Origin of the sequence: Saccharopolyspora hordei (genome assembly GCF_013410345.1) — a bacterium.
Lineage (GTDB): Bacteria > Actinomycetota > Actinomycetes > Mycobacteriales > Pseudonocardiaceae > Saccharopolyspora > Saccharopolyspora hordei.
This window is the reverse complement of the sequence record NZ_JACCFJ010000001.1, coordinates 1,365,362-1,385,422: the sequence shown is the minus strand read 5'-3', so window position 1 is coordinate 1,385,422 and position 20,061 is coordinate 1,365,362. Positions and strand designations below refer to the sequence as shown.

Annotated in this window: 13 protein-coding genes; 4 read left to right on the top strand and 9 right to left on the bottom strand. The window is 74.3% G+C overall.

The window, feature by feature from the left end:
* The first annotated feature begins 147 nt into the window (after window positions 1-147).
* Window positions 148-978: a DUF4253 domain-containing protein gene (locus tag HNR68_RS06545; protein ID WP_343049973.1), complete on the top strand. Its 831-nt coding sequence runs from the start codon at window positions 148-150 to the stop codon at window positions 976-978.
* Window positions 979-1,011: 33 nt separating this feature from the next.
* Here the strand turns inward: HNR68_RS06545 and HNR68_RS06540 are convergent, their stop codons facing one another.
* The 4 genes from HNR68_RS06540 to HNR68_RS06525 are packed head-to-tail and all read right to left on the bottom strand — an operon-like array spanning window position 1,012 to window position 4,445.
* Window positions 1,012-1,311 carry a DUF3017 domain-containing protein gene (locus HNR68_RS06540; protein ID WP_179718629.1) on the bottom strand — a complete coding sequence of 100 codons (300 nt, stop codon included), beginning with the start codon at window positions 1,309-1,311 and terminating at the stop codon, window positions 1,012-1,014.
* A 57-nt stretch (window positions 1,312-1,368) separates the two neighbouring features.
* Window positions 1,369-2,220 (bottom strand): bifunctional methylenetetrahydrofolate dehydrogenase/methenyltetrahydrofolate cyclohydrolase, encoded by an 852-nt coding sequence (locus tag HNR68_RS06535; protein ID WP_179718628.1) that lies wholly within the window; start codon window positions 2,218-2,220, stop codon window positions 1,369-1,371.
* Window positions 2,221-2,226: 6 nt separating this feature from the next.
* Entirely contained in the window at window positions 2,227-3,213 is a 987-nt protein-coding gene (locus HNR68_RS06530) for a DMT family transporter (RefSeq protein ID WP_343049972.1), read from the bottom strand.
* Window positions 3,210-4,445 carry an MFS transporter gene (locus HNR68_RS06525; protein WP_343049971.1) on the bottom strand — a complete coding sequence of 412 codons (1,236 nt, stop codon included), beginning with the start codon at window positions 4,443-4,445 and terminating at the stop codon, window positions 3,210-3,212. Before HNR68_RS06525 ends, HNR68_RS06530 begins: the two co-directional genes overlap by 4 nt.
* Window positions 4,446-4,741: 296 nt before the next feature.
* Between HNR68_RS06525 and HNR68_RS27115 the strand changes: the two genes are divergently transcribed.
* Window positions 4,742-7,222, top strand: a complete 2,481-nt coding sequence (locus HNR68_RS27115) for a TNT domain-containing protein (RefSeq protein WP_179718627.1) — start codon at window positions 4,742-4,744, stop codon at window positions 7,220-7,222.
* Window positions 7,223-7,856: 634 nt separating this feature from the next.
* Here the strand turns inward: HNR68_RS27115 and HNR68_RS06515 are convergent.
* Entirely contained in the window at window positions 7,857-8,450 is a 594-nt protein-coding gene (locus tag HNR68_RS06515; protein ID WP_179718626.1) for a pentapeptide repeat-containing protein, read from the bottom strand.
* A 710-nt stretch (window positions 8,451-9,160) separates the two neighbouring features.
* Between HNR68_RS06515 and HNR68_RS06510 the strand changes: the two genes are divergently transcribed.
* Window positions 9,161-10,387: an IS30 family transposase gene (locus tag HNR68_RS06510; RefSeq protein ID WP_425502848.1), complete on the top strand. Its 1,227-nt coding sequence runs from the start codon at window positions 9,161-9,163 to the stop codon at window positions 10,385-10,387.
* Between the two features lie 207 nt (window positions 10,388-10,594).
* Here HNR68_RS06510 and HNR68_RS06505 read toward each other — a convergent pair whose 3' ends face one another.
* Window positions 10,595-11,056, bottom strand: coding sequence for a universal stress protein (locus tag HNR68_RS06505; protein WP_029536194.1), 462 nt, complete (start codon window positions 11,054-11,056; stop codon window positions 10,595-10,597).
* A 57-nt stretch (window positions 11,057-11,113) separates the two neighbouring features.
* On the opposite strand from HNR68_RS06505, the gene HNR68_RS06500 reads away from it, so the two are divergent.
* Window positions 11,114-12,391, top strand: coding sequence for an ArgE/DapE family deacylase (locus HNR68_RS06500; RefSeq protein WP_343049970.1), 1,278 nt, complete (start codon window positions 11,114-11,116; stop codon window positions 12,389-12,391).
* A gap of 1,417 nt (window positions 12,392-13,808) precedes the next feature.
* On the opposite strand, the gene HNR68_RS06495 is transcribed toward HNR68_RS06500, so the two are convergent.
* The 3 genes from HNR68_RS06495 to HNR68_RS06485 all read right to left on the bottom strand — a co-directional run bounded on the left by HNR68_RS06495 (window position 13,809) and on the right by HNR68_RS06485 (window position 19,560).
* Window positions 13,809-17,096, bottom strand: a complete 3,288-nt coding sequence (locus HNR68_RS06495; RefSeq protein WP_179718623.1) for an error-prone DNA polymerase — start codon at window positions 17,094-17,096, stop codon at window positions 13,809-13,811.
* A gap of 74 nt (window positions 17,097-17,170) precedes the next feature.
* A complete protein-coding gene (locus HNR68_RS06490; protein WP_179718621.1) occupies window positions 17,171-18,847 on the bottom strand; it encodes a DNA polymerase Y family protein in 1,677 nt (558 codons plus the stop codon).
* Window positions 18,847-19,560 (bottom strand): hypothetical protein, encoded by a 714-nt coding sequence (locus HNR68_RS06485; RefSeq protein WP_179718619.1) that lies wholly within the window; start codon window positions 19,558-19,560, stop codon window positions 18,847-18,849. The genes HNR68_RS06490 and HNR68_RS06485 overlap by 1 nt, the downstream gene beginning before the upstream one ends.
* Window positions 19,561-20,061: the final 501 nt, after the last annotated feature.

Sequence of the window (20,061 nt, the reverse complement as noted above, 5' to 3'; positions counted from 1 at the left end):
CGTCTTCCGGCCTCGGACCGCGTTGCCACCGCACCCCGGTCGACGCGCGCCCCGGCGGATCTCCGCGCCCCCCGCCACGCGATCGACGGCGTGGGGCAGGTTCTAAGGTGTTCCGCGATGAGGGGCGTCCGGCGAGGAGGCGGTGAAGTGTTGCGAGACGACCGGGAGGCGGGGGCACCGGCCGATCTGTCCGCGGTGTTCGGCACCGGGGTGTCGGTAGCGCTGCCGCCCGGCGAGGTCCTCACCGAGCAGACGGCGGTCTCCGGCGAGCCCGCACCGCTGTGCTGGATCAGCGACGAGCCGCCCTCTCCGCAGCTGGTCGCCGCGCTGCGCGCCGAGCACCGGCAGAGCGGGCTGTGGCCGCTGCTGGTGTGCGACACCGACGAGGTCTACGGCGAGCGCTGCACCGTCGGCGTCGTGCCCCCGGAACCCCTGGAGCACATCGACCGGTGGCGCGTGGTCGACGTGATGACCCGGATCTGGGACGGCCTGGTGCAGGCCGACGACGACCTCGGCCCGGCCTACGACCTCGAGGTCCTGGCGCCGTTCGACCACCACTGCCCCGGCCCCGCGCGCCCGGGGAACCTGCTGGCGGACCCGGACATCCTGGCCAACCAGCAGCTCCCGAAGTTCATCAACGACGACACGCGCCTGGCGCTGGTCCCGGTGCGCCGCGGCGCCGACGTGCTGACCGCGCTGGGCTGGTCCGGTGCGGCCAACCACGTGTCGCGCACGGCGGGCCTGTCGGCGATGGCGCGCAGCTGGGAGGAGCGCTTCGGCGCCCGGCTGCTGCGGCTCGGCCCGGACCGGCTCGACCTCAGCGTCGCCGCCCCGCCCCAGGACCCCGACCACGCGGCCGCGGTCGCGGCGGAGCACTGGACGTTCTGCCCGGACCGGATCCTGCAGGAGACGGGCACCATCTCGGCCTACGCCCAGGAGATCCGCGGCCGCCGCACCTGGTCCTTCTGGTGGGAGTGACGGCCGAGGGGCGCCGACGGCCACCGGTGCGGTCTAGCCGAAGATGCCGCCCGCGCCCTTGATCGTCACCGCCACCGCGAGGATCACCACGCCGAGGCCGCTGTAGAGCAGCACGTCCAACCCGCGCCGGCGGATCGCCAACAGTCCCGCGCGCTCGTCCGGCACCACCGCGCGCAGCACCGCCGCGACCAGCAGGGCCAGTGCGAGCAGGACCGTCCCCCGACGCCAGTGCTGCATCGCGACCAGCAGGAACCCGACCAGCGCGATGAGCAGCACCAAGCCGAACGGCACGTGCGTCCCCACGCGCGACCTGCCGCTGAACCGCTCGCTCACGTTCCTCCCCGTTCCCGTCGTGGGGGCGGTGGCGGACACCGCCCCCACGCACGACGATCAGCCGAGGTTGCGCTCGGCGGCCTCGACCACGTTGGTCAGCAGCATGGCCCGGGTCATCGGGCCGACCCCGCCGGGGTTCGGCGAGAGGAAGCCGGCGACCTCCGCGACGTCCGGGTGCACGTCGCCGGACAGGCCCTCCTCGGTGCGGGTCACGCCGACGTCCAGCACCGCGGCGCCCGGCTTGACCATGTCCGCGGTGATCAGGTTCGGCTTGCCCGCCGCCGCGATCACCACGTCGGCGCGGCGCACCTCCGCGGCGAGGTCCTTCGTCCCGGTGTGGCACAGCGTGACGGTGGCGTTCTCGCTGCGCCGGGTGAGCAGCAGGCCGATCGGACGGCCGACCGTGATGCCGCGGCCGACGACCGCGACCTGCGCACCGTCCAGCTGCACGTCGTAGCGGCGCAGCAGCTCGATGATGCCGCGCGGCGTGCACGGCAGCGGCGCCTCCTCGCCCAGCACCAGCCGGCCGAGGCTGATCGGGTGCAGGCCGTCGGCGTCCTTCTCCGGCGCGATGCGCTCCAGCAGCGGACCGGCGTCGAGGTGCTTGGGCAGCGGCAGCTGCACGATGTAGCCGGTGCAGGCCGGGTCGGCGTTGAGCTCGTCGAGCACCGCCTCCACGTCGGCCTGGCTGACGTCGGCGGGCAGGTCCTTGCGGATGGAGTTGATGCCGACATTCGCGCAGTCGTTGTGCTTGGCCCGCACGTAGGAGTGCGAGCCGGGGTCGTCACCGACCAGCACCGTGGCCAACCCCGGGGCGCTGCCCCGCTCGGCGAGCCGGGCGACCCGGGGCCGCAGCTCGTCGAAGATCGCTTCCTTGGTGGCCTTGCCGTCCAGAATCGTCGCGCTCACGGCTGTTCATCGTGGCAGACGGCGCGCACCTCGTCCCGCCCGGTCCGGCAATGCCGCCACGCCGACGGCCACCAGGGTGAGCAGCACGCCCAGCACGGTGGAGGTCGCGATGCCGTCCTCGGTGGCCGGCACGAACACGTCCAGCACCAGCGCACCGATCAGCTGGCCGGAGATCATGCCCAGGCTGAGCAGCAGCACGCCGGTGTAGCGGACCAGCCCGACCGACCCGCCGATCACGAAGATCCCCAGGAAGCCGCCGGTGTAGAGCCAGGGCTCGCCCGGCAGCGCGGGCAGGCCGCGCAGCACCGCCTCGACCGCGAAGGCCAGCGCGAGCGCGGTCATCCCGACCCCGAAGTTGACCATCGCGGCGAACACCGCCGAGTCGGCCGCCTGCTTCATCCGGCCGTTGACCGCCGCCTGCCAGCCCAGGCCGATCCCGGCCAGCGCCGGCAGCAGCACCAGCCAGCTGGCGTGCGCACCGTTCAGCTGGGCCGACACCGAGACCAGCACCGCCACCACGGCGAGCGCCGCGCCGACCAGACGGGTCGCGGTCACGTGCTGCGGTCCCGCCGGGCCCAGGCCGAGACGGTCGACGACCAGCCCGCTGCTCACCTGCCCGGCCACCACCGCGACGGTGAACAGGGCGACCCCGAGCGCGGTCGCGGCCATGCCCTGGGTGAACACCAGGTACCCGCCGCACACCCCGCCCAGGCACTGCCACGGCCGCAGGCCGTCCGGTGCGCGCAGCTCGGCAGCCAGGTTCCGGAACCCGCGACGGGCGCGCGGGACCAGCAGCGACGCCGCGAATAGCACGACGAAGCCGCAGCAGAAGGAGATCAGCCCGGCGGCGATGCCGTCGTCCATCCGGGCGCCGAGCGCGCCGTTGATCCGCGCCTGGACCGCCAGCAGCACCCCGACCGCGGCGGCGCCGACCATGCCGAGGGTGCGCTGTCGGAGACGGGGGGTGGCGAGTTGCTCCGGCGAGAGAGTCACGTGACCGCAGTCTGCTCCGCCTCCGGCACGGCGCGCGACGCCCGGACGCTGTGAGATGCGACAAGTCCGGCCGCCACCACCGCCAGCCCGGCCGCTGCCGCGGCGGCCGCCGCCGGACCGGCCAGGTCGAGCAGCGCCCCGGACAGCGGCGAGGCGACCGCGCCGCCGAACGTGGTCGCGCTGGCCGTCCAGCCGAAGGCCTCGTTGCGCCGCCCCGGGGGCGAGATGTCGGCCAGCCGGCCGTTGCTGGCGGCCAGCGTCGGCGCGACCGCCGTCCCGCCGACCACCAGGATCGCCCCGACCAGCAGCGGGGAGCCTTCGGCGAGCGGCGGCAGCGCCGGGACCAGCGCCACCAGGCCGAGCGCGGCCAGCGACGCCCGCAACCAGAGCCGGGGCCGCCCGCCCGCTCCGCCGAGCACCAGGCCGCCGAGCAGCGAACCGACCGCCCACACCATCGCCAGCACCCCGGCCAGCTCCGGCTCACCGCGCATGCGCGCCCACGCCACCAGGACCAGGTCGATCGAGACCAGCCCGCCGACCAGCAGCCCGAAGAAGCCGAGCAGCGAGAGGAAGCCCGGGGTCCGGAACAGCGAGCCGGACGCGGCGGCCGGCCCTCCGCGCTCGCCCAGCCCGTCGGCGATCCCCGCGCGCCACAGCGCGACGGCGAACAGCACGGCCCCGGCCGTCGCCCACGCGGCGCAGGCGAGCATCGCCGCGGCCGGTCCCCACAGGGCCACGACGAACGCGGCGAGCATCGGCGCCACCACGAACAGCAGCTCCTGCAGGGTCGCCTCCACCGCGAAGGCGGCCTCGCGCGCCGCGCCGTCCGCCAGCCTCGGCCACACCGCCCGCCCCACCTGGGTGACCGGCGGGTGGGACAGCCCGGTCGCCAGCGCCACCGGCAGGACCACCCACCAGTGCGCCGCGTCGACCCAGCCGGTCACCGCGACCACGGCGACCATCCCCAGCCCGGAACCGCACCCGGTCACCACCAGCAGCCGCGGCGGCGAGCTGCGGTCCGCCGCCCGGCCCCGCAACGGCCCGGCGATGGCCTGCCCGACCGTGGTCGTCGCGCCGACCACGCCCCCGATCGCGTACGAGCCGGTCCAGTCCACGACGAGGAACGCGAGCACCATCCCCAGCGCCGGCACGTGCAGGCGTCCCAGGAGGCTGAAGAACATCAGGCTCGGTGCGTGCGGCACCGCGGCGAGGAGTCGGTAGGGACGCAGCACGCACCCCACTGTCGCTTCTGGCACGGGTGTACCGCTACTGGTTTTCCCGACCGCTGATCGCCGCCGGCCCACCGCTGGTCCATTCCACCTGGTGGTGTGATGTTCATCGAGGCGATGACGAGGCACTCTTTCGTGACGAGATCACCGCAAGCGGTGACATGGATCTTGAACGCGCGCACGTGTCCTGGATCAACGGAACCGAAGTCCCACACAACGCACATGGCCGGGCCCGCGTCGAGTAGCGTCTTGGCGGGGTGGAGTCGGGTTGCCTCGTCGAGAGGGGGAGGATGTCACCCATGTCGCGTCCGACAGCGATCAGTCCGGAAGAGCAGGAGCAGATCGCCCGCAGGATCGGGGTTCTGCTGTTGCAGAGCGCTCCCGAGGACTGGCAGGAGATCACGGTGGAGTACCGCGCCACCGGTGAGTACCACGACCTGCTGGGTGAGGTGACCGCGCAGGACGGCAGTTCCCGGTCCATGGAGCCCCCCGCCGAGCTGCGGGAGATCTTCGAGAGCCTGCGCGAGGGCATGTACCGACCCGACGTCGGGACCTGGCTGAGCGCGCTGTACGTGGTCGAGCGCCCGTCCAGCTACCGCATCGACATCAACTTCGACACCGAGCCCGGGTGGCAGCGCCCGCTGCCCCGCGCGGCCTACGTCGACGAGCTGCGCCGCTTCCCGCGCGCAGAGGAGAACATCCCGGACTGGATGCGGGAGCGCGTCGACGGCACCGCCCCGGTCGCCGAGGCACCGCTCGGCGACGCGCCGGTCGAGCCGCCGGCCGCCGAAGCGCCCGCCTCCGAACCCGCCACCCCCGAACCGCCCGTCGCCGAGCAGCCCGCCCCCGAACCGCCCGTCGCCGAACCGCCCGTCGCCGGGCCCGCTGCCGGCACCCCGGAACGCGACGCCGCCGAACCGACCCGGTTCCGGGTGGCCAACGCCTTCGACGACTTCGACGAGCAGGGCCGTCCGGTGGTCGCGGAGCGCGAGCCGGTCCCCGCCGAGGAGATCGCCCAGCTGCGGCACTACCTGGAGAACGCCCCGGTCGTGCTCGCCGCCCGCGAGAACGAGGAGGACCAGCTCGACCCGGAGCACCCCGCCGTCGTGCCGAGCACCTGGCACACCGACGGGGTCTGGCTGTGGCCGGGCGCGATCGCCTTCTACCTGGCCCAGTACGGGGTCCCGCCGGAGAGCGCGTTCCTCGCGCACATCCGCGGCCGCGGCTTCCAGCTGGCCGAGGTCGACGACGCGACCCGCGACGCGGCCGTCAGCGAACTGCTCGACCAGCCCGAGGACAGCGTTGAGCAGCCGCAGGCCGAGGCCCCCGCGGACGAGGTGACCGAGGAGCCGCCCGGCCTCGCCGAGGACCCGGGTCACGCGGCCGCCCCCCAGGAGGTCGCCGAGGAGCCGGTGACCACCGAGGACGAGGCCGAGCCGACCGGCGGGTCGCGGCACGTGCTCGCCGAGGACGAGGAGCTGCCCGACACCCAGGAAGTGCTGGCCGCGCTGCACGACCGGCTCACCGGCTACCAGGTGGCCAGCGACCGGTACCGGGTCGGCAGCCGCAGCGACGACGCCCGCTGCCTGGTCCAGGACGGCGCGGACTGGGTCGTCACGAGCGGCGCCGACCGCGAGGACGTGCGGTTCGCCCGCGTCGACGACGCGGCCGCCTACCTGCTCGGCAGCCTGCTCCTGGACAGCCCCGTGCCAGTCCCGCAGGCGCCCGAGCCGAGCGTCCGGGCGGAGCAGGCCGAGGTCCCGCAGGCGGAGCCGCAGGCCGAGGTGCCGCAGCAGGCCCCCGAGGCGGAGCAGCGCGCGCCGGAGGCCGAGGTGCCACAGCCGGCCGAGGAGCCCCAGCGAGCGCCCGACGCGGAGCTGCCGCAGCGGGTCCCGGAGCCGGAGTCGCCGCAGCGCGCGCCGGAGGCCGAGGTCCCGCAGCCGGCCGACGAGCCCCAGCCGGCACCGGAAAGACCGGAGCCGCAGCGGGCACCCGAACAGCCGCCGGCCCCGAACCCGCTGTTCACCGCGAACCAGGACCCGACGCCGCCGAGCGCTCCGCCGGAACCACCGATCCAGCACGACGCTCCCCAGCGCGGCGACGAGGCGACCCGCCTCCAGCAGCCGCCGCACCTGGACCGCCCGGCACCGCCCGCGGCCCCGCCGTCGCCGCCGCTCGGCCAGCCCGTGCAGCAGCCGCCGGCCGGTGGACCGGGTGGCATGCCGCCGCTGCCGAAGCGCCAGCCGCGCCGCGACAGCGGTGCCCCGGCACCGCAGGGCGCTCCCGGCCCGGTGGGTGGCGCGGAGCGCCGTCCCGGCCCCGGTGGCCCCGGCATGGCCGGGCCGCACCGGCAGGGTCCGCCGCCCGCGCCGCCGCGCCCGCCGCAGGCCGGTGGCCAGCAGCCCGGCGCCCAGCAGCCCGGTGGCCAGCAGATCCAGCCGCTCAACGGCGAACCGCCGCTGACGCTGTACCGGGACCGGCGCGTGATCATGCTGCAGCCCGGCACCGAGGTGGACCGCTTCGGTGAGCCGAACGGCAACGTGGTCTACGCGATGCGGACGCCGTACACGCACCGCTCGCTCCCGCCGCAGTGGGCGAACCGCTCGTACTTCGCCTACCGCGTCCAGCGCCCGGTGCAGGCGCTGCGCGGCACGGCGGTCCCGTGGTTCGAGCAGCCGGGCGGTGGCACGGCGTTCGTGCTGCCGGGGTCGATCAACGACCTCCTGGCGGACGGCACGCTGGCGGAGATGCCGGCCACCGAGCGCCCGCCCATGGAGTGACCCGGAGACACGGAGGGGCACCTGCGACCCGCAGGTGCCCCTCTTCCGTTCGGACCCGCTCCCGTCTCCCAGCAGTGAGCCGGGTGCCTCACGGCAGCCGAGCGCGAGAGCACGCAGCCCTGACCACGCGCTCGGGTACGCGGTGAACGCGGTGCCGGTGAGCGGACGGCGGGTGGTCCCGAGCCGGCCGCCCACACCGCGACGTCGCGCGCTGCTCGCAACCGTCGAGGTCTCGGGAGCCAGAGACGGGACGGATCGTCCGACCTCGAACGGCTCACCGGTCGCGCCCAAGGCGACCTCCTCGGCGCGCGGCGGCGTGTCCTGCCAGATCGCCGTGCTGTCCTGGGCTTCACGGGCAGTCCCGAAGCCGACCGGTGGCCGAGAGGCCCCGTGCCCCGCGGGCTCCGCAGCCGGAGCGGTCGTCCCCGTGTGACGCCGGGTCGCAGCGGAGCTGGCTCGGTGCGTCCCAGCACGGAGGCCCGGGAACTGCGCGACGACCGTGGACGGGTCCTCGAAGACCAGGACGGGCAGGATGACCGGTGTCGACCGGGCCGGCGGCGCAGACCGGTGACCTCAGCTCACCCGCGAAGCGCTCCAGCCCCAGCAGCAGGAGGAGCACCGATCCGCTGCGCGGTCAGTCGATGCGCAGGCCGTGGGCCGCGGCGAAGGAGAGGGCGAGGACGGTGTCGACGCGGGCGCCGCGCAGGTTCGCCTGGACCAGGGCGTCCGCGTCGAGCCTGGCGTCCCGCAGGTCCGCCTCGGCCAAGCGCGCGCCGCGCAGACGGGCACCGGTGAAGTCCGCCTCGCGGAGGTCGCAGCGACGCAGGTCGCAGTCGGTCAGGTTGGCTTCGCGGAACCGGATCCCGCGCAGGTCCAGGCCCCGGAGATCGGCGCGCCCCATGCCCACCAGCGTCAGGTCCGTCTCGCGCAGCCGCCACGCGCGCAGGCGGCAGTCCACGAAGCTCGACCCCAGCAGGCTGGATCCGTCCAACGTGGACTTCCCGAACACGGTGCGCTCGAACGTGCAGGACCGGAACGCGGTGGCGACGTGCGTCGAGTCGTTGAGGTCCGCCCCGGTGAAGACGCACTCGGTGAACACGCAGTTGCGGGTGCTCAGCCCGGTCAGGTCCGCGTCGGTGAAGTCGCAGCGCTCGAACGACCGACCTTCCCACTCCTGGTCCGTCAGCACCGCGTCCCGGAAGTCCTCACCCACCACCACGTCCGTCATCCCCCCACCGTGCCACGCACCCCCGGCGCCCGGCGCCCACACCACCCCGAACACCCGGACAGCCCCGCGCCCGGACCGCACCGGCGTCGCACCCCGACCAACGACCAACCGCCGACCGCGCCGGTCCGACGACCGGATCGAGCCGCCCACCCCGTCACAACGCGCTGGTGAGGAGCACGGTGCACACCCGCTGTGCCCCCGACCGAAGTGCGCGACCGGCACCCCCACCCAAGGCGCGAAGGGCACCTCTCGCCGGGCGCCGGAAGGGCACTTTCGCCGACTGGGCTGGCGAGAGGTGCCCTTCACCTCCTGCTGACTCGCGCCCCGTGGCCGGTGAGGCGTTCGCGCGGGCGGAGACCTCGTCCTCGGCAGTGGCCGTCACACCCGCCAGCGGCAGCCGCCGTGCGCGCTGGTCCGTGGTCGTGGCGTCGCCAGCACGGGGCTCGCGGGTCGGGGGCCACGACGGCCAGGCGTGTCGAGCCCGCCCGCGCCCGACCCGTCTCCACCGCCGGTTCGACGAGCGCACCGAAACCGTCCACCACGCCTCACGACCGCCCACAGCGCACTGACCCGAGCGAAGTGCCCAGCGGCTGCCCCCTCAGCCGCAGTGCGCGAAGGGCACCTCTCGTCGAGGGCGTGAAGGGCACCTTTCGCCAACTCAGCTCGGGTTCTAGCGGTGGTTGCAACGCCTGATTTGTTCAGGGGTTGCGGTGTTCGAGATCCGTCAGGACAGGTCGCCTCAGGGGTGTAAGAAGTTGCTTGCTGAGCGCGAGGTCTATTTTGATCTTGTGGCGCGGGGTGTGGGCACGGTTGAGGCATGCCGGATCGTGGGGGTCAGCCGCACGACCGGGTATCGGTGGCGATTCGGCCGACGGGCGGGGCGTGGGACCACGTGTTCTTGCGCCCCGCCGTCACCTCCGGCTCGTGCCCGGCCCGAGGTGTCGTCCCGGTTTTTGTCTCAGGACGAGCGGCTGGTGATCGCTGACCTGCGTCGGGCCGGCCTGGGTGTGCGGGCCATCGCAGGCGAGCTGGGGCGTGATCCTGGCACGATCAGCCGGGAGCTGCGGCGCAACAGTCATCCCGGTAGCGGTGACTACCGGCCCTATGCCGCTCAGGCTCGCGCCGAGGCGCGCCGCGCCCGGCCGAAGACCGGCAAGATCGCCGCCCATCCCGAATTGCGTGAACGGGTGCAGGGCATGCTCGACGACCGGTACAGCCCGGAGCAGATCAGCCATCGGCTGCGCCGGGACCATCCCGACCGCCCGGAGCTGCACGTGACCCACGAGACGATCTACCAGGCCCTTTATGTCCAAGGTCGCGGCGGACTGCGTCGTGAACTGGCCCGGGCGCTGCGCACCGGCCGTACGGTGCGCCGACCCCGCCGGACCACCGAGCAACGCCAGTCCCGCTTCACCGCACCGATGCTGATGATCAGCGACCGCCCGGCCGAGGTCGCGGACCGGGCCGTGCCCGGCCACTGGGAAGGTGACCTGATCCTCGGTGCCGGCGGGGCATCCGCGATCGGCACACTGGTCGAGCGCACCACCCGCTACGTGCTGCTGGTCCACCTGCCAGAACGACACGACGCCGAAACCGTCCGCGACGGCCTCATCACCACCATCCAGACACTGCCCACCCACCTGAAACGGTCCCTGACCTGGGACCAAGGCGCTGAGATGAGCCGCCACCACGAGTTCACCCTCGCCACCAACATCCCGGTCTACTTCTGCGACCCTCACTCGCCCTGGCAACGCGGCAGCAACGAAAACACCAACGGCCTGCTCCGCCAGTACTTCCCCAAAGGCAGCGACCTCTCTGTCCACACCCCCGACGACCTCGCCGCCGTCGCCGCCCAACTCAACCGCCGACCACGCAAAACGCTCGGCTGGGACACCCCAGCCGAGCGCCTGACTAAACTCCTGACCCAAACCAATTGATCAACCGCGTTGCAACGACCCCCCGAAACCGCCGGGCGTGAAGGGCACCTCTCGCCAGCTGGGTTGGCGGAAGGTGCCCTTCACCTACTGCTGACTCGCGCCCCCGTGGCCGGTGAAGCACTCGGGCAGGGACGGAGAGGGCATTCCCGGCGGTGGTCGTCACGCGCTGGTGCGTGGTCGCGGCGCTCGGCGGCTGGGGCTCGTGGGTCAGGGGACGACGACGACCGGGCGGACCGCTTCGACCACGAGGGTCGCGGGCACCGTGCCGAGGAGCCCTCCGCGGCGTCGGGAGCGGCCCACCACGATGAGGTCCGCGCGGTACTGCTCGGCGACCTGCTCCAGGCCCACGGCCGGGTCGCCGCGGTGGTGGACGAAGTCCCAGTCGATGTCCACCCACTTCAGGTGCGACACGACCTCCTTCTTCAGCTCTTCCACCAGGCTCTCGGCTGCCTCGCTGGCGACTGCGACGCCCATCGGTGACCAGTAGGCGACACCGCCCACCGCCTCGACGTAGACCAGCACCAGACGGGCGCGCTCACGCCGCGCCAGCCCAGCAGCCCACGCCGCGGCGTGGAAGCTCGCCGGGCTGCCGTCCATGCCCACGACGATGCCGCCCAGCCCGTCCTTGCCGATCTCGAACTCACGCTCGGTCTTGTCGCCTTCGGCCACGCGGAGATGGTAGTGGGCGCGGTCCGCCCCGTTACCCCCGTGCGACACACTCGACATGTGAACAGCGGCCAGACCCCCTCCGAACTCGAACGTCGCGCGCTCGACGCGGTGGACCTCGACGGCATCCTCAGCGACCTGCGCGAACTCGTCGCGATCCCCAGCGTGGGCGGCACCACCGGCGAGCACGAGGCGCAGCAGTGGTGCGCCGACCGGCTCGGCTCACTGGGCCACGAGGTCGACCACTGGCGCGTCGACGTCCGCGAGCTCGCCGAGCAGGACGGCTTCCCGGGGCAGGAGGCCGAGCGCGACACCGCACACGGCTGCGTCGGCGTGCTCGGCGACGGCGAGGAGCCCGCGCTGGTGTTCTGCGGGCACACCGACGTCGTGCCGCCCGGTGACCTCGACCGCTGGCCGGACCGCGACCCCTACACCCTGCGCGTGCAGGACGGCATCGCCGCCGGGCGCGGCACCTGCGACATGAAGGGCGGGCTGGCCGCGGTCTTCGGGGCGCTCCAGGCGCTGCGCACCGCCGGTATCGAGCTGGCCCGACCGCTGGCCGTGCACACCGTCGTCGGCGAGGAGGACGGCGGTCTCGGTACCTTCGCCACGCTGCGGCGCGGACACCGCGGAGCGGCGTGCGTGCTGGCCGAACCGAGCTCGGGCACCGTCGTCGCCGCCAACGGCGGGTCGCTCACCTTCCGGCTCGAGATCACCGGGCAGAGCACGCACGGGTCCACCCGGTACCGGGGCGTCAACGCGCTGGACAAGCTCGCCGCCCTGCTGCCCGCGCTGCGCGAACTGGAAGCCCGGCGCAACGCCGACCCCGACCCGCTGGTGGCGCACCTGGAGGTGCCCTACCCGCTGTCCATCGGCATGGCCCGGGTCGGCGACTGGGCCAGCACGGTGCCGGACCTGGCGATCGCCGAGGGCCGCTACGGCGTCCGGATCGGCGAGTCGATCGAAGACGCCAAGGCCGAGTTCGCCCAGGCCATCGCCGACGCGTGCGCCGCCGACCCGTGGCTGGCGGAGCACCCGGTCCAGGTCAGCTGGCCCGGCGGGACCTTCGCCAGCGGCCGCCTGCCCGAGGGACACCCGCTGCTCCCCGAGACCCAGGACGCCGTGGTCGCGGCCGGCGGGCCCCGACCCGCCGCGGTGGGCGCGCCGTACGGCACCGACCTGCGGCTCTACGCGGGCGCCGGGATCCCGACGCTCCAGTACGGCCCCGGCGACATCCGCTACGCGCACGCCCACGACGAGCACGTCGCGATCAGCGAGCTGGAGCAGGCAGCCCGCGCCTACGCCCTGCTCGCGATCCGCCGCTGCGGCGTCGCCTGAGCACGACACCGCCCGCACGAGCGCTCGGCCCGGTGGCTGCGCGGTCGCGCACCGCCGCTGACGTGCCGTGAACGGCCCTGTCCGCAGCAGCCGCGGCGCACCCGCGCAGGAGCGAGCGTCGAGTGAACACCAGCTCCCTCGCTGCCGTCGGGCGAACCCACCCGCGCGGGAGCGAGCGTCGAGGAGCCCCGCCCTGCAGTTCGCTCCGCCGTCGCTGCGCCCCCGCACCATGGAGCGGCGTCGACCTGGTCCAGCTCGGCGAGCACCGCGTGCACCGCGTCGATGATCAACGTCCGGCAGTGCATCGAGGCGATCGACGCCCACCGCGGGGTCAAGTGACGCGGTAGGTGTCGACGGCCCGATGGCGTCCCGCCCCAGCGGACATCGGACCCAGACGGCGTCTCCACACCGTGGACGTTCGGCGTGGTCACCGGGGTGCGGCGTCGGACGCCAGGGAGGCCCAGTGCGAGCCGTGGGGCAGCTCGATCAGGCGGATCTGCTCAGCGGAGCCAGTCCCCTGCCGGACGACGACCGCACGCGGCGTCTCAGACGCACCGGGCAGGTGCGCGGAACTCGACCGCCGCGCCCGGAACGCTCGGCCACACGGTCCGCGTCAGCGCGCACCGCGTCGACGACGTCGCAGCTCTCCTGGGCGGTGGGGTGCACAGCGAGTGCCACACCACGCACGCGCAGCGCGCCCTCCTGCCGTTCTTCCTGGGAGTCGCGCCCTTCTGCCGCTCTTCCTGGGAGTGCGCTCCGGCCAGCCGAGTCGGTGCACTCGTCGGGGCGCGGATGGATCTCGACGGTGGGTGATCACCGAGCTCTGGCCGCTCGTGGTGTCCTGGTCGTCGATCCGAAAGCCCATCACCTCCTCATCTCGCTGCACGCCTGCGGGAACAGTGGCGAACGGTCCACGAGGGCGGTCGCGGTACCGCAGCGCCGCACCGTTCCGGGGCGGCACCGGATCTGGCAGCGCCCCCCCGCACCCGTTCGGCCCTGGGAGCCCACACCCGGGTACGGCCGGGACACGGCGGCAGGTCCGGCCTCACCGCTGGGGCAGCACTCCCCCAGCGGCACGAACGTCGAGAGCGCCAGACCTGTCGCACCGCCACACGAGCTGACGGCACACGGGCCGACCGCGCACAAGACCGAAGCCACACGGGCAGACCGCCGCAGAGGCCGCACGCACAGGCCCTCGATCCCACAGGCCCCGCGCACAGGTCGTGGTTCCCACAGATCGACCGGGACAGGGCGGACCGGGGTTGCCCCCGGGGAGAGGCCCGGGCGCGACGCCGGTGGGTTCGCCGCGCCCGGGCGCCGGCGTCCCGGACGCCCGACGGCCGGAGCGGCACCCTGGGAGGGGAGGTGTGCGTTCGCTGCCGTCGGGCCGGTCGACGCCGGAGTCGGGAGCCGGTCGCTAGTGGAAGTCCCGTGAGGTCGAGGGGATGCGGATCTCCAACTTCTGCAGCCGGTCAGCCTTGAGGTTGATCACCCCCTCCGCGCGCTCCACGATCCCGCGCACCAGCAGTGCCGCACTGGTGCGTCCGACCTTGCGGTACCGCGCCCACAGACCTGGCGAGCACACGACGTTGACCATGCCGGTCTCGTCCTCCAGGTTCAGGAACGTGATCCCGCCCGCGGTGCCCGGTCGCTGCCGGTGCGTCACCGCACCGCCGACCAGCACCCGGCTCCCGTGCTCCACTTCGGACAGTCGGTCGACCGGAACCGCACCGATCCTGTCCAACGTGGACCGGACGAACTGCAACGGGAAGCTGTCCGGGGACACCCCGGTGGCCCAGACGTCCGCCACCGCGCGATCGACGTCGTCCATGCCCGGCAGCGCCGGCGCCACGGCCGGAGCCGTGGTCCCCGGCAACCGGTCCGGCCGATCACCGGCCGCCGCAGCGGCGTTCCACAGCGCCTCGCGCCGGGACAGTCCGAAGCACCCGAACGCACCGGCCGTCGCCAGCGCCTCCATCTGCGCCGCGGTCAGCGTCACGCGCCGCGCCACGTCGGCCATCCCGGTGTACGGGCCGTGCGCCGCCCGCTCGGCGACCAGCTTCTCGGCGGTACCGCCGCCGAGCCCGCGCACCGACGCCAACCCGAGCCGCACCGCCTGCCGTCCCTCGCTGTCGGCATCGGGCTCCAGGTCCGCTTCCACCCGGCTCGCGTTGATGTCCGGCCCGTGCACCCGCACGCCGTGCCGCCGGGCGTCCGCGACCAGCGACTGCGGCGAGTAGAACCCCATCGGCTGGGCCTTGAGCAGGGCGGCGCAGAAGGCCGCCGGGTAGTAGCGCTTGAACCACGCGCTGGCGAACACCAGCAGCGCGAAGCTCAACGCGTGGCTCTCCGGGAAGCCGTAGTTGGCGAAGGCCAGCATCTGCCGGTAGATCTTCTCGGCCAGCTCACCGGAGATGCCCCTGGCCGCCATCCCCTCGAACAACCGCCCCTTGAGCCGGGCCATCCGCTCCTCCGAGCGCTTGGCCCCCATCGCCCGCCGCAGCTGGTCCGCCTCCGCCGGGGAGAACCCCGCGAGGTCCACCGCCAGCTGCATCAACTGCTCCTGGAACAGCGGGACCCCGTAGGTCTTGGCCAGCGCACCGGCCATCAGCTCGTGCTCGTACTCCCATTCCTCGTCCCCGTTGCGCCGCCGGATGTAGGGGTGCACCGACCCGCCCTGGATCGGCCCCGGCCGGATCAACGACACCTCGACGACCAGGTCGTAGAACTCCCGCGGCTTCAACCGCGGCAACGTGGCCAGCTGCGCCCGGCTCTCCACCTGGAACACCCCGATCGCGTCGGCCCGGCGCAGCATCTCGTAGACCGCGTCGTCGGCCAGGTCCAGCTCACCGAGGTCGACCTCGACGCCGTGGTGCTCGCGGACCATCTCGGTGGCGTAGCGCAGCACCGAGAGCATGCCCAGCCCCAGCAGGTCGAACTTGACCAGACCGACTTCCGCGCAGTCGTCCTTGTCCCACTGCAGGACGGTGCGGCCGGGCATCCGCGCCCACTCCACCGGGCAGACCTCGCTGACCGGCTGGCGGCAGATCACCATCCCGCCGGAGTGGATGCCCAGGTGCCGCGGGAAGCCCACCAGCTCACCGGCCAGCTCCCGCACCGGGCCGGGGATCTCGGAGTCCTCCGGCAGCGGGCCCCAGTTCTCGATCTCCTTGCTCCAGGCGTCCTGCTGCCCGGGCGAGTAGCCCAGGGCGCGGGCGACGTCGCGCACCGCGGACCGCGGCCGGTAGCTGATCACGTTCGCCACCTGGGCGGCGTGCGTCCGGCCGTAGGTCCGGTAGACGTACTGGATCACCTCTTCGCGGCGCTCCGACTCGATGTCCAGGTCGATGTCCGGGGGACCGTCCCGCTCCGGGGCCAGGAACCGCTCGAAGAGCAGGTCGTAGCGCACCGGGTCCGCGTTGGTGATCCGCAGCGCGAAGCACACCGCCGAGTTCGCCGCCGACCCCCTGCCCTGGCACAGGATCCCGTGGTTGCGGCAGAACTCCACGATGTCGTGCACGATCAGGAAGTAGCCGGGGAACCCCAGCTCCTCGATCACCGCCAGCTCGTGCTCGATCTGCTGGTAGGCCTCGGGGTTCTGCTGGGGCAGGCCGTACCGCCGCAGCGCGCCCCGGTAGGTCTGCTCGCGCAGCCAGCTCGCCTCGGTCCGCCCCTCCGGCACGGTGTACGGCGGCAGCTCCGGAGCCACCAGCTGCAGGTCGAAGGCGCACTCCCGGCCGAGCTCGGCGGCGCGCTGCACAGCACCCGGGTAGCGCGCGAACAGCTCCGCCATCTCCGCACCGGAGCGCAGGTAGTTCCCCGCCCAGGCGGGCAGCCACCCGTCCATCTCGTCCAGGCTGCGCCGGGCCCGGACCGCGGCGACCACCCCGGCCAGCCTGGCCCGCTCCGGCCGCGCGAGGTGCGCCCCGGTGGTGGCCACCGTGGGCACACCGGCCCGCGCGGCCAGCTCGGCCAACGCGTCGTTGCGCTCCGAGTCCACCGGCAGCCCGTGGTCGGTCAGCTCCACCGCGACGCGGTCCCTGCCGAACAGCGCGACCAACCTGTCCAGCTCCACCGCGGCCGCGGCGGTGCCGCCGGTCGCGAGCGCGGCCGGCACCGCCCCCTTCCGGCAGCCGGTGAGCACGTGCCAGTGCCCCTCCGCCTCAGCGGCGAGCGCCTCCAGGTCGTAGACCGGGCGCCCCTTCTCCTCCCCGGCCAGCTGCGCCTCGCTGATCGCCCGGCACAAGCGCGCGTAGCCGGTGAGGTCCCGGGCGAGCACCAGCAGGTGCCGGCCCTCCGGGTCGGCCACGCCGTTCTGCGGCGCGGTGAGCCCCAGGGTCAGCTCCGCGCCGAACACCGTGCGCACCCCGTGCTCGGCGGCGGCCTCGGCGAAGCGCACCGCCCCGTACAACCCGTCGTGGTCGGTGAGCGCGACGGCCTCCAGTCCCAGTCGCGCCGCTTCCGCCGCCAGCTCCTCCGGATGGCTCGCCCCGTCCAGGAAGCTGAAGTTGGAGTGCGCGTGCAGCTCCGCGTACGGGACCGACGCCCCCGCGGGGACGACGTCGGCCCGGCGCTCGGCACGCCGCCCGTCGTCCCCGTCGCGGTCCCGCTGCTCGCGCGGGCCTCGCCCGCCGGCGGAGGAGGACCGGCCGGACAGCGCGGTCTCCAGCTCCGACCAGCGCTGGGGAGGGTTGAACCAACTCATGGCACCAGTGAACTCCAGTTCGAACCAGCATCGCCACCAAGGAACGGACAATCCACTCGAACGAGTGTTCGTCGCTAGCGGTAGGCGCCCTGCACCCACCACCGGCCCTGCTCGTGCACCAGCAGCAGCGCCACCTCGCCCGGCCCCAGGTCCGCGTCCGGCGCTCCCGGACCAGCGGGACCGGGGTCCTCGAGCACCACCTGCACCCGCACCGACGCCCGCGGCGGCACCTGCGTCACCGGAGCCGTCGTCCCGGCACCCTCGGCCAGCAGCTCCACCCACCAGCGCTCGGACACCGGCCACGGCCCGGCCCAGCGCGACACCGCGCGCGACCGGCCGCCCGCCACCTCCACGCGGTGCGGTGCGGCGGTGAGCCGTCCCCGGTCGGTGATCCCCACCACCCGCCCGTCGGCGTCGAGCACCTCCGCGGGCCACGACGAGTCCGGGACCACCGAGGGCGACGGGGAGGGGATCCGCCCCGGCCACGGGCGGTCCGGCTCCAACGCGGGGCGGCGCTCGTCGCCCCACGGCACCAACCGCACCCGGTCGCGCAGGTCCCGGCCGCCGCCGAGCACCCCGGTCAGCACCCCCTCCGGGCCGAGCATGCCCTGCACCCGGGCGAACGCGCGGCCGGCGCGGGCGTCCGCCTCACCGGTCGCGGAGCTGAGCAGGTCGAGCTGCAAGCCACCCGCGCCGACGACCTCCTCCGGGCGGAGGCTCAGCACGCTCACCCCGGCCGTCGGGCGCTGCGCCCCGCTGCGGCCGTTCAGCCACCCGTCGAGCTGCCACCGCACCCGGTCCGCGGTGGCCGACGGTGTCAGCGGTTCCGCGCACCGCCACACCCGGTGCAGCTCCTCCCCGTTCTCGGTGCTCGCCGAGATGCCCAGCCGCGTGCACGCCAGCCCGAGGTCGCCGAGCCTGGCGTGCAGCCGGTCCGCCAGCACCTTGGCCGCGAAGGCCGCCCGGTCCACCCGGTCCACCGGCGGGTCGAGCTGCTCGGACACCACCAGGTCCGGCGGGGGCTGCCGCCGGAGCACGGGGCGCTCCTCGCGCCCGCCGGCCGCGCGGTGCATCACCAGCGCGAACCGGCCGAACCTCGTCGCGACGTCCGAGGGGGACAACGCGGCGAACTCGCCGAGCGTGCGGACCCCCAGGCGCCGCAGCAGGTCCACCAGGTCCTCCCGCTCGGCGGCCTGCCGACCGCTGAGCGGGTCGGCGAGCTGGTCGAGCTCCTCGACGGGCAGCGGCGCGAGGAACTCCGGGCTCGCCCCGGGCGCGACCACCTGACCGCGGCGGGCGGCGAGGACCGCTGCGAACAGCCCGTCCGCGATGCCCACCTGGCACTCGACCCCGACCTGCGCGTCGATCGTGTCGATCAGCCGCTCGGCGGCCCCCTCCTCGGACCCGAAGTAGCGGGCCGGGCCGCGCGCCGGGACCGCCACCAGCCCGGGCCGGACGATCTCCACCCCCGGAACCACGCCCTCGACCGCGGCCACGACCGGTTCGAACGACCGCGCATCGCGGTCCGGGTCGTGCTCGCAGACCACCAGGTCCGGGCAGCGGCTCTGCGCCTCGCGGCGGCGCATCCCGCGCCGCACCCCGCCATCGCGGGCGGTCTGCGAGCACGCCACCACCCGGTTGGCCGCGAACACGGCGGCGGGCACCAGCGGACCGAGGTCGGCGGCGCGCGCCGCGGCGACCACCGGCCAGTCCGGGCACCACACGACGAGTCGACGAGCGGACACCGCCATCACCCCGCCACCGGCCGCAGCCGGGGCCGCGCCGCTTCGACGGGTTCGTCCGCCGGGACCCCGACGCCTCCGTCGCGCGCCGGGAGCAGGAGCCGGCACGACCGCGGCCGGGAGGCCGCACCGCGCCCGCTCGCGCGCACCGTGACCGCACGTTCCCGCAGGTAACCGTGACCCTGACCGATCCCCCGCCAGCTGGCATCGGCACACCGCAGCTGCACCTCGGCGCCCGCCCACGGGCCGAACGGCAGCAGCACCGATCCGCGGTTGCGCGCTCGCGCCGACAGCCGCCGGGCGTCCGAGTCCACGATCCGCCGGGTGCCGCCGACGGCGACCAGGTCCACGCCGTCGAGCAGCGCCGCGACCACACCCGCCGGGTCATCGCCCGGCCGCGGGACCACGGCGAGCCGGGAGAGCTCCACACCGGCTTCCGCCGCGGCGACCAGGCTGATGCCGGACAGCCCCACCACAGCGGCCCACGAGCCGTGGGCGGTCGCTTCCGCGAGCAGCGCGAAGAGCAGCGAGACAGAGCCGTGCACCGCCACCGTGCTGCCACGGCGCAGACCTGGCCATGGCAGCACGGCGGCGAGTTCCGTCCGCGTGGGCAGCACCCGTCCCGCACCGGGCACGCCGCCCGCTTCGACCGCCGGCACGCCCACAGACACCCCGAGACCTGCGGACGCGCCCGGCGCCGCCGAAGACGCCATCGCGGACATCGCTGCCTCCCCACGTCGTGCACGTGGGTGCCCGACCCCGGCGCGGGCACCCACCGAGCCGCTGTGGGGAAGACAGCGGCGGAACCAGCACTGCGCCTGCACCCAACGCAGTGCCGATCCCTCGGAGCGGTCGACCCCGACACCGACCCGCTCCTTGATCGAACCTCAGTTCGAACAAGGACAAGTAAACCCGCGTCGGCGGCCCGCGTCAAGGCCTGTAGCGAGATCAGGTGAACATTTGTTCGATCGCGGGCAATTCGGCTGATCCGCCCTGGGCAGAGCCGCTACAACGGGACCAGCGACGCGCTCGGCCGACGGCAGCCGGGAACGGTTCGAGGGCACCGCGCCGGGTGCCGCGACAGCGGCCCGACGGCGCGGCCGGCCCCGGACCCGCCGCGGCGGAACGGCGACCCCAACCCCACCGAGGAGGCCCCCATGCGCACGTCCCGCCAGCACCGCACCACGAGCACCGGCCGGAACGAACGAGCGGTGCGGGCGACC

What these genes read in the sequence shown, in the direction of transcription:
- HNR68_RS06490 (WP_179718621.1), bottom strand. Translation starts at nt 18,847, where the DNA reads ATGGCGGTGTCCGCTCGTCGACTCGTCGTGTGGTGCCCGGACTGGCCG.
- HNR68_RS06495 (WP_179718623.1), bottom strand. Translation starts at nt 17,096, where the DNA reads ATGAGTTGGTTCAACCCTCCCCAGCGCTGGTCGGAGCTGGAGACCGCG.
- HNR68_RS06515 (WP_179718626.1), bottom strand. Translation starts at nt 8,450, where the DNA reads ATGACGGACGTGGTGGTGGGTGAGGACTTCCGGGACGCGGTGCTGACG.
- HNR68_RS27115 (WP_179718627.1), top strand. Translation starts at nt 4,742, where the DNA reads ATGTCGCGTCCGACAGCGATCAGTCCGGAAGAGCAGGAGCAGATCGCC.
- HNR68_RS06485 (WP_179718619.1), bottom strand. Translation starts at nt 19,560, where the DNA reads ATGTCCGCGATGGCGTCTTCGGCGGCGCCGGGCGCGTCCGCAGGTCTC.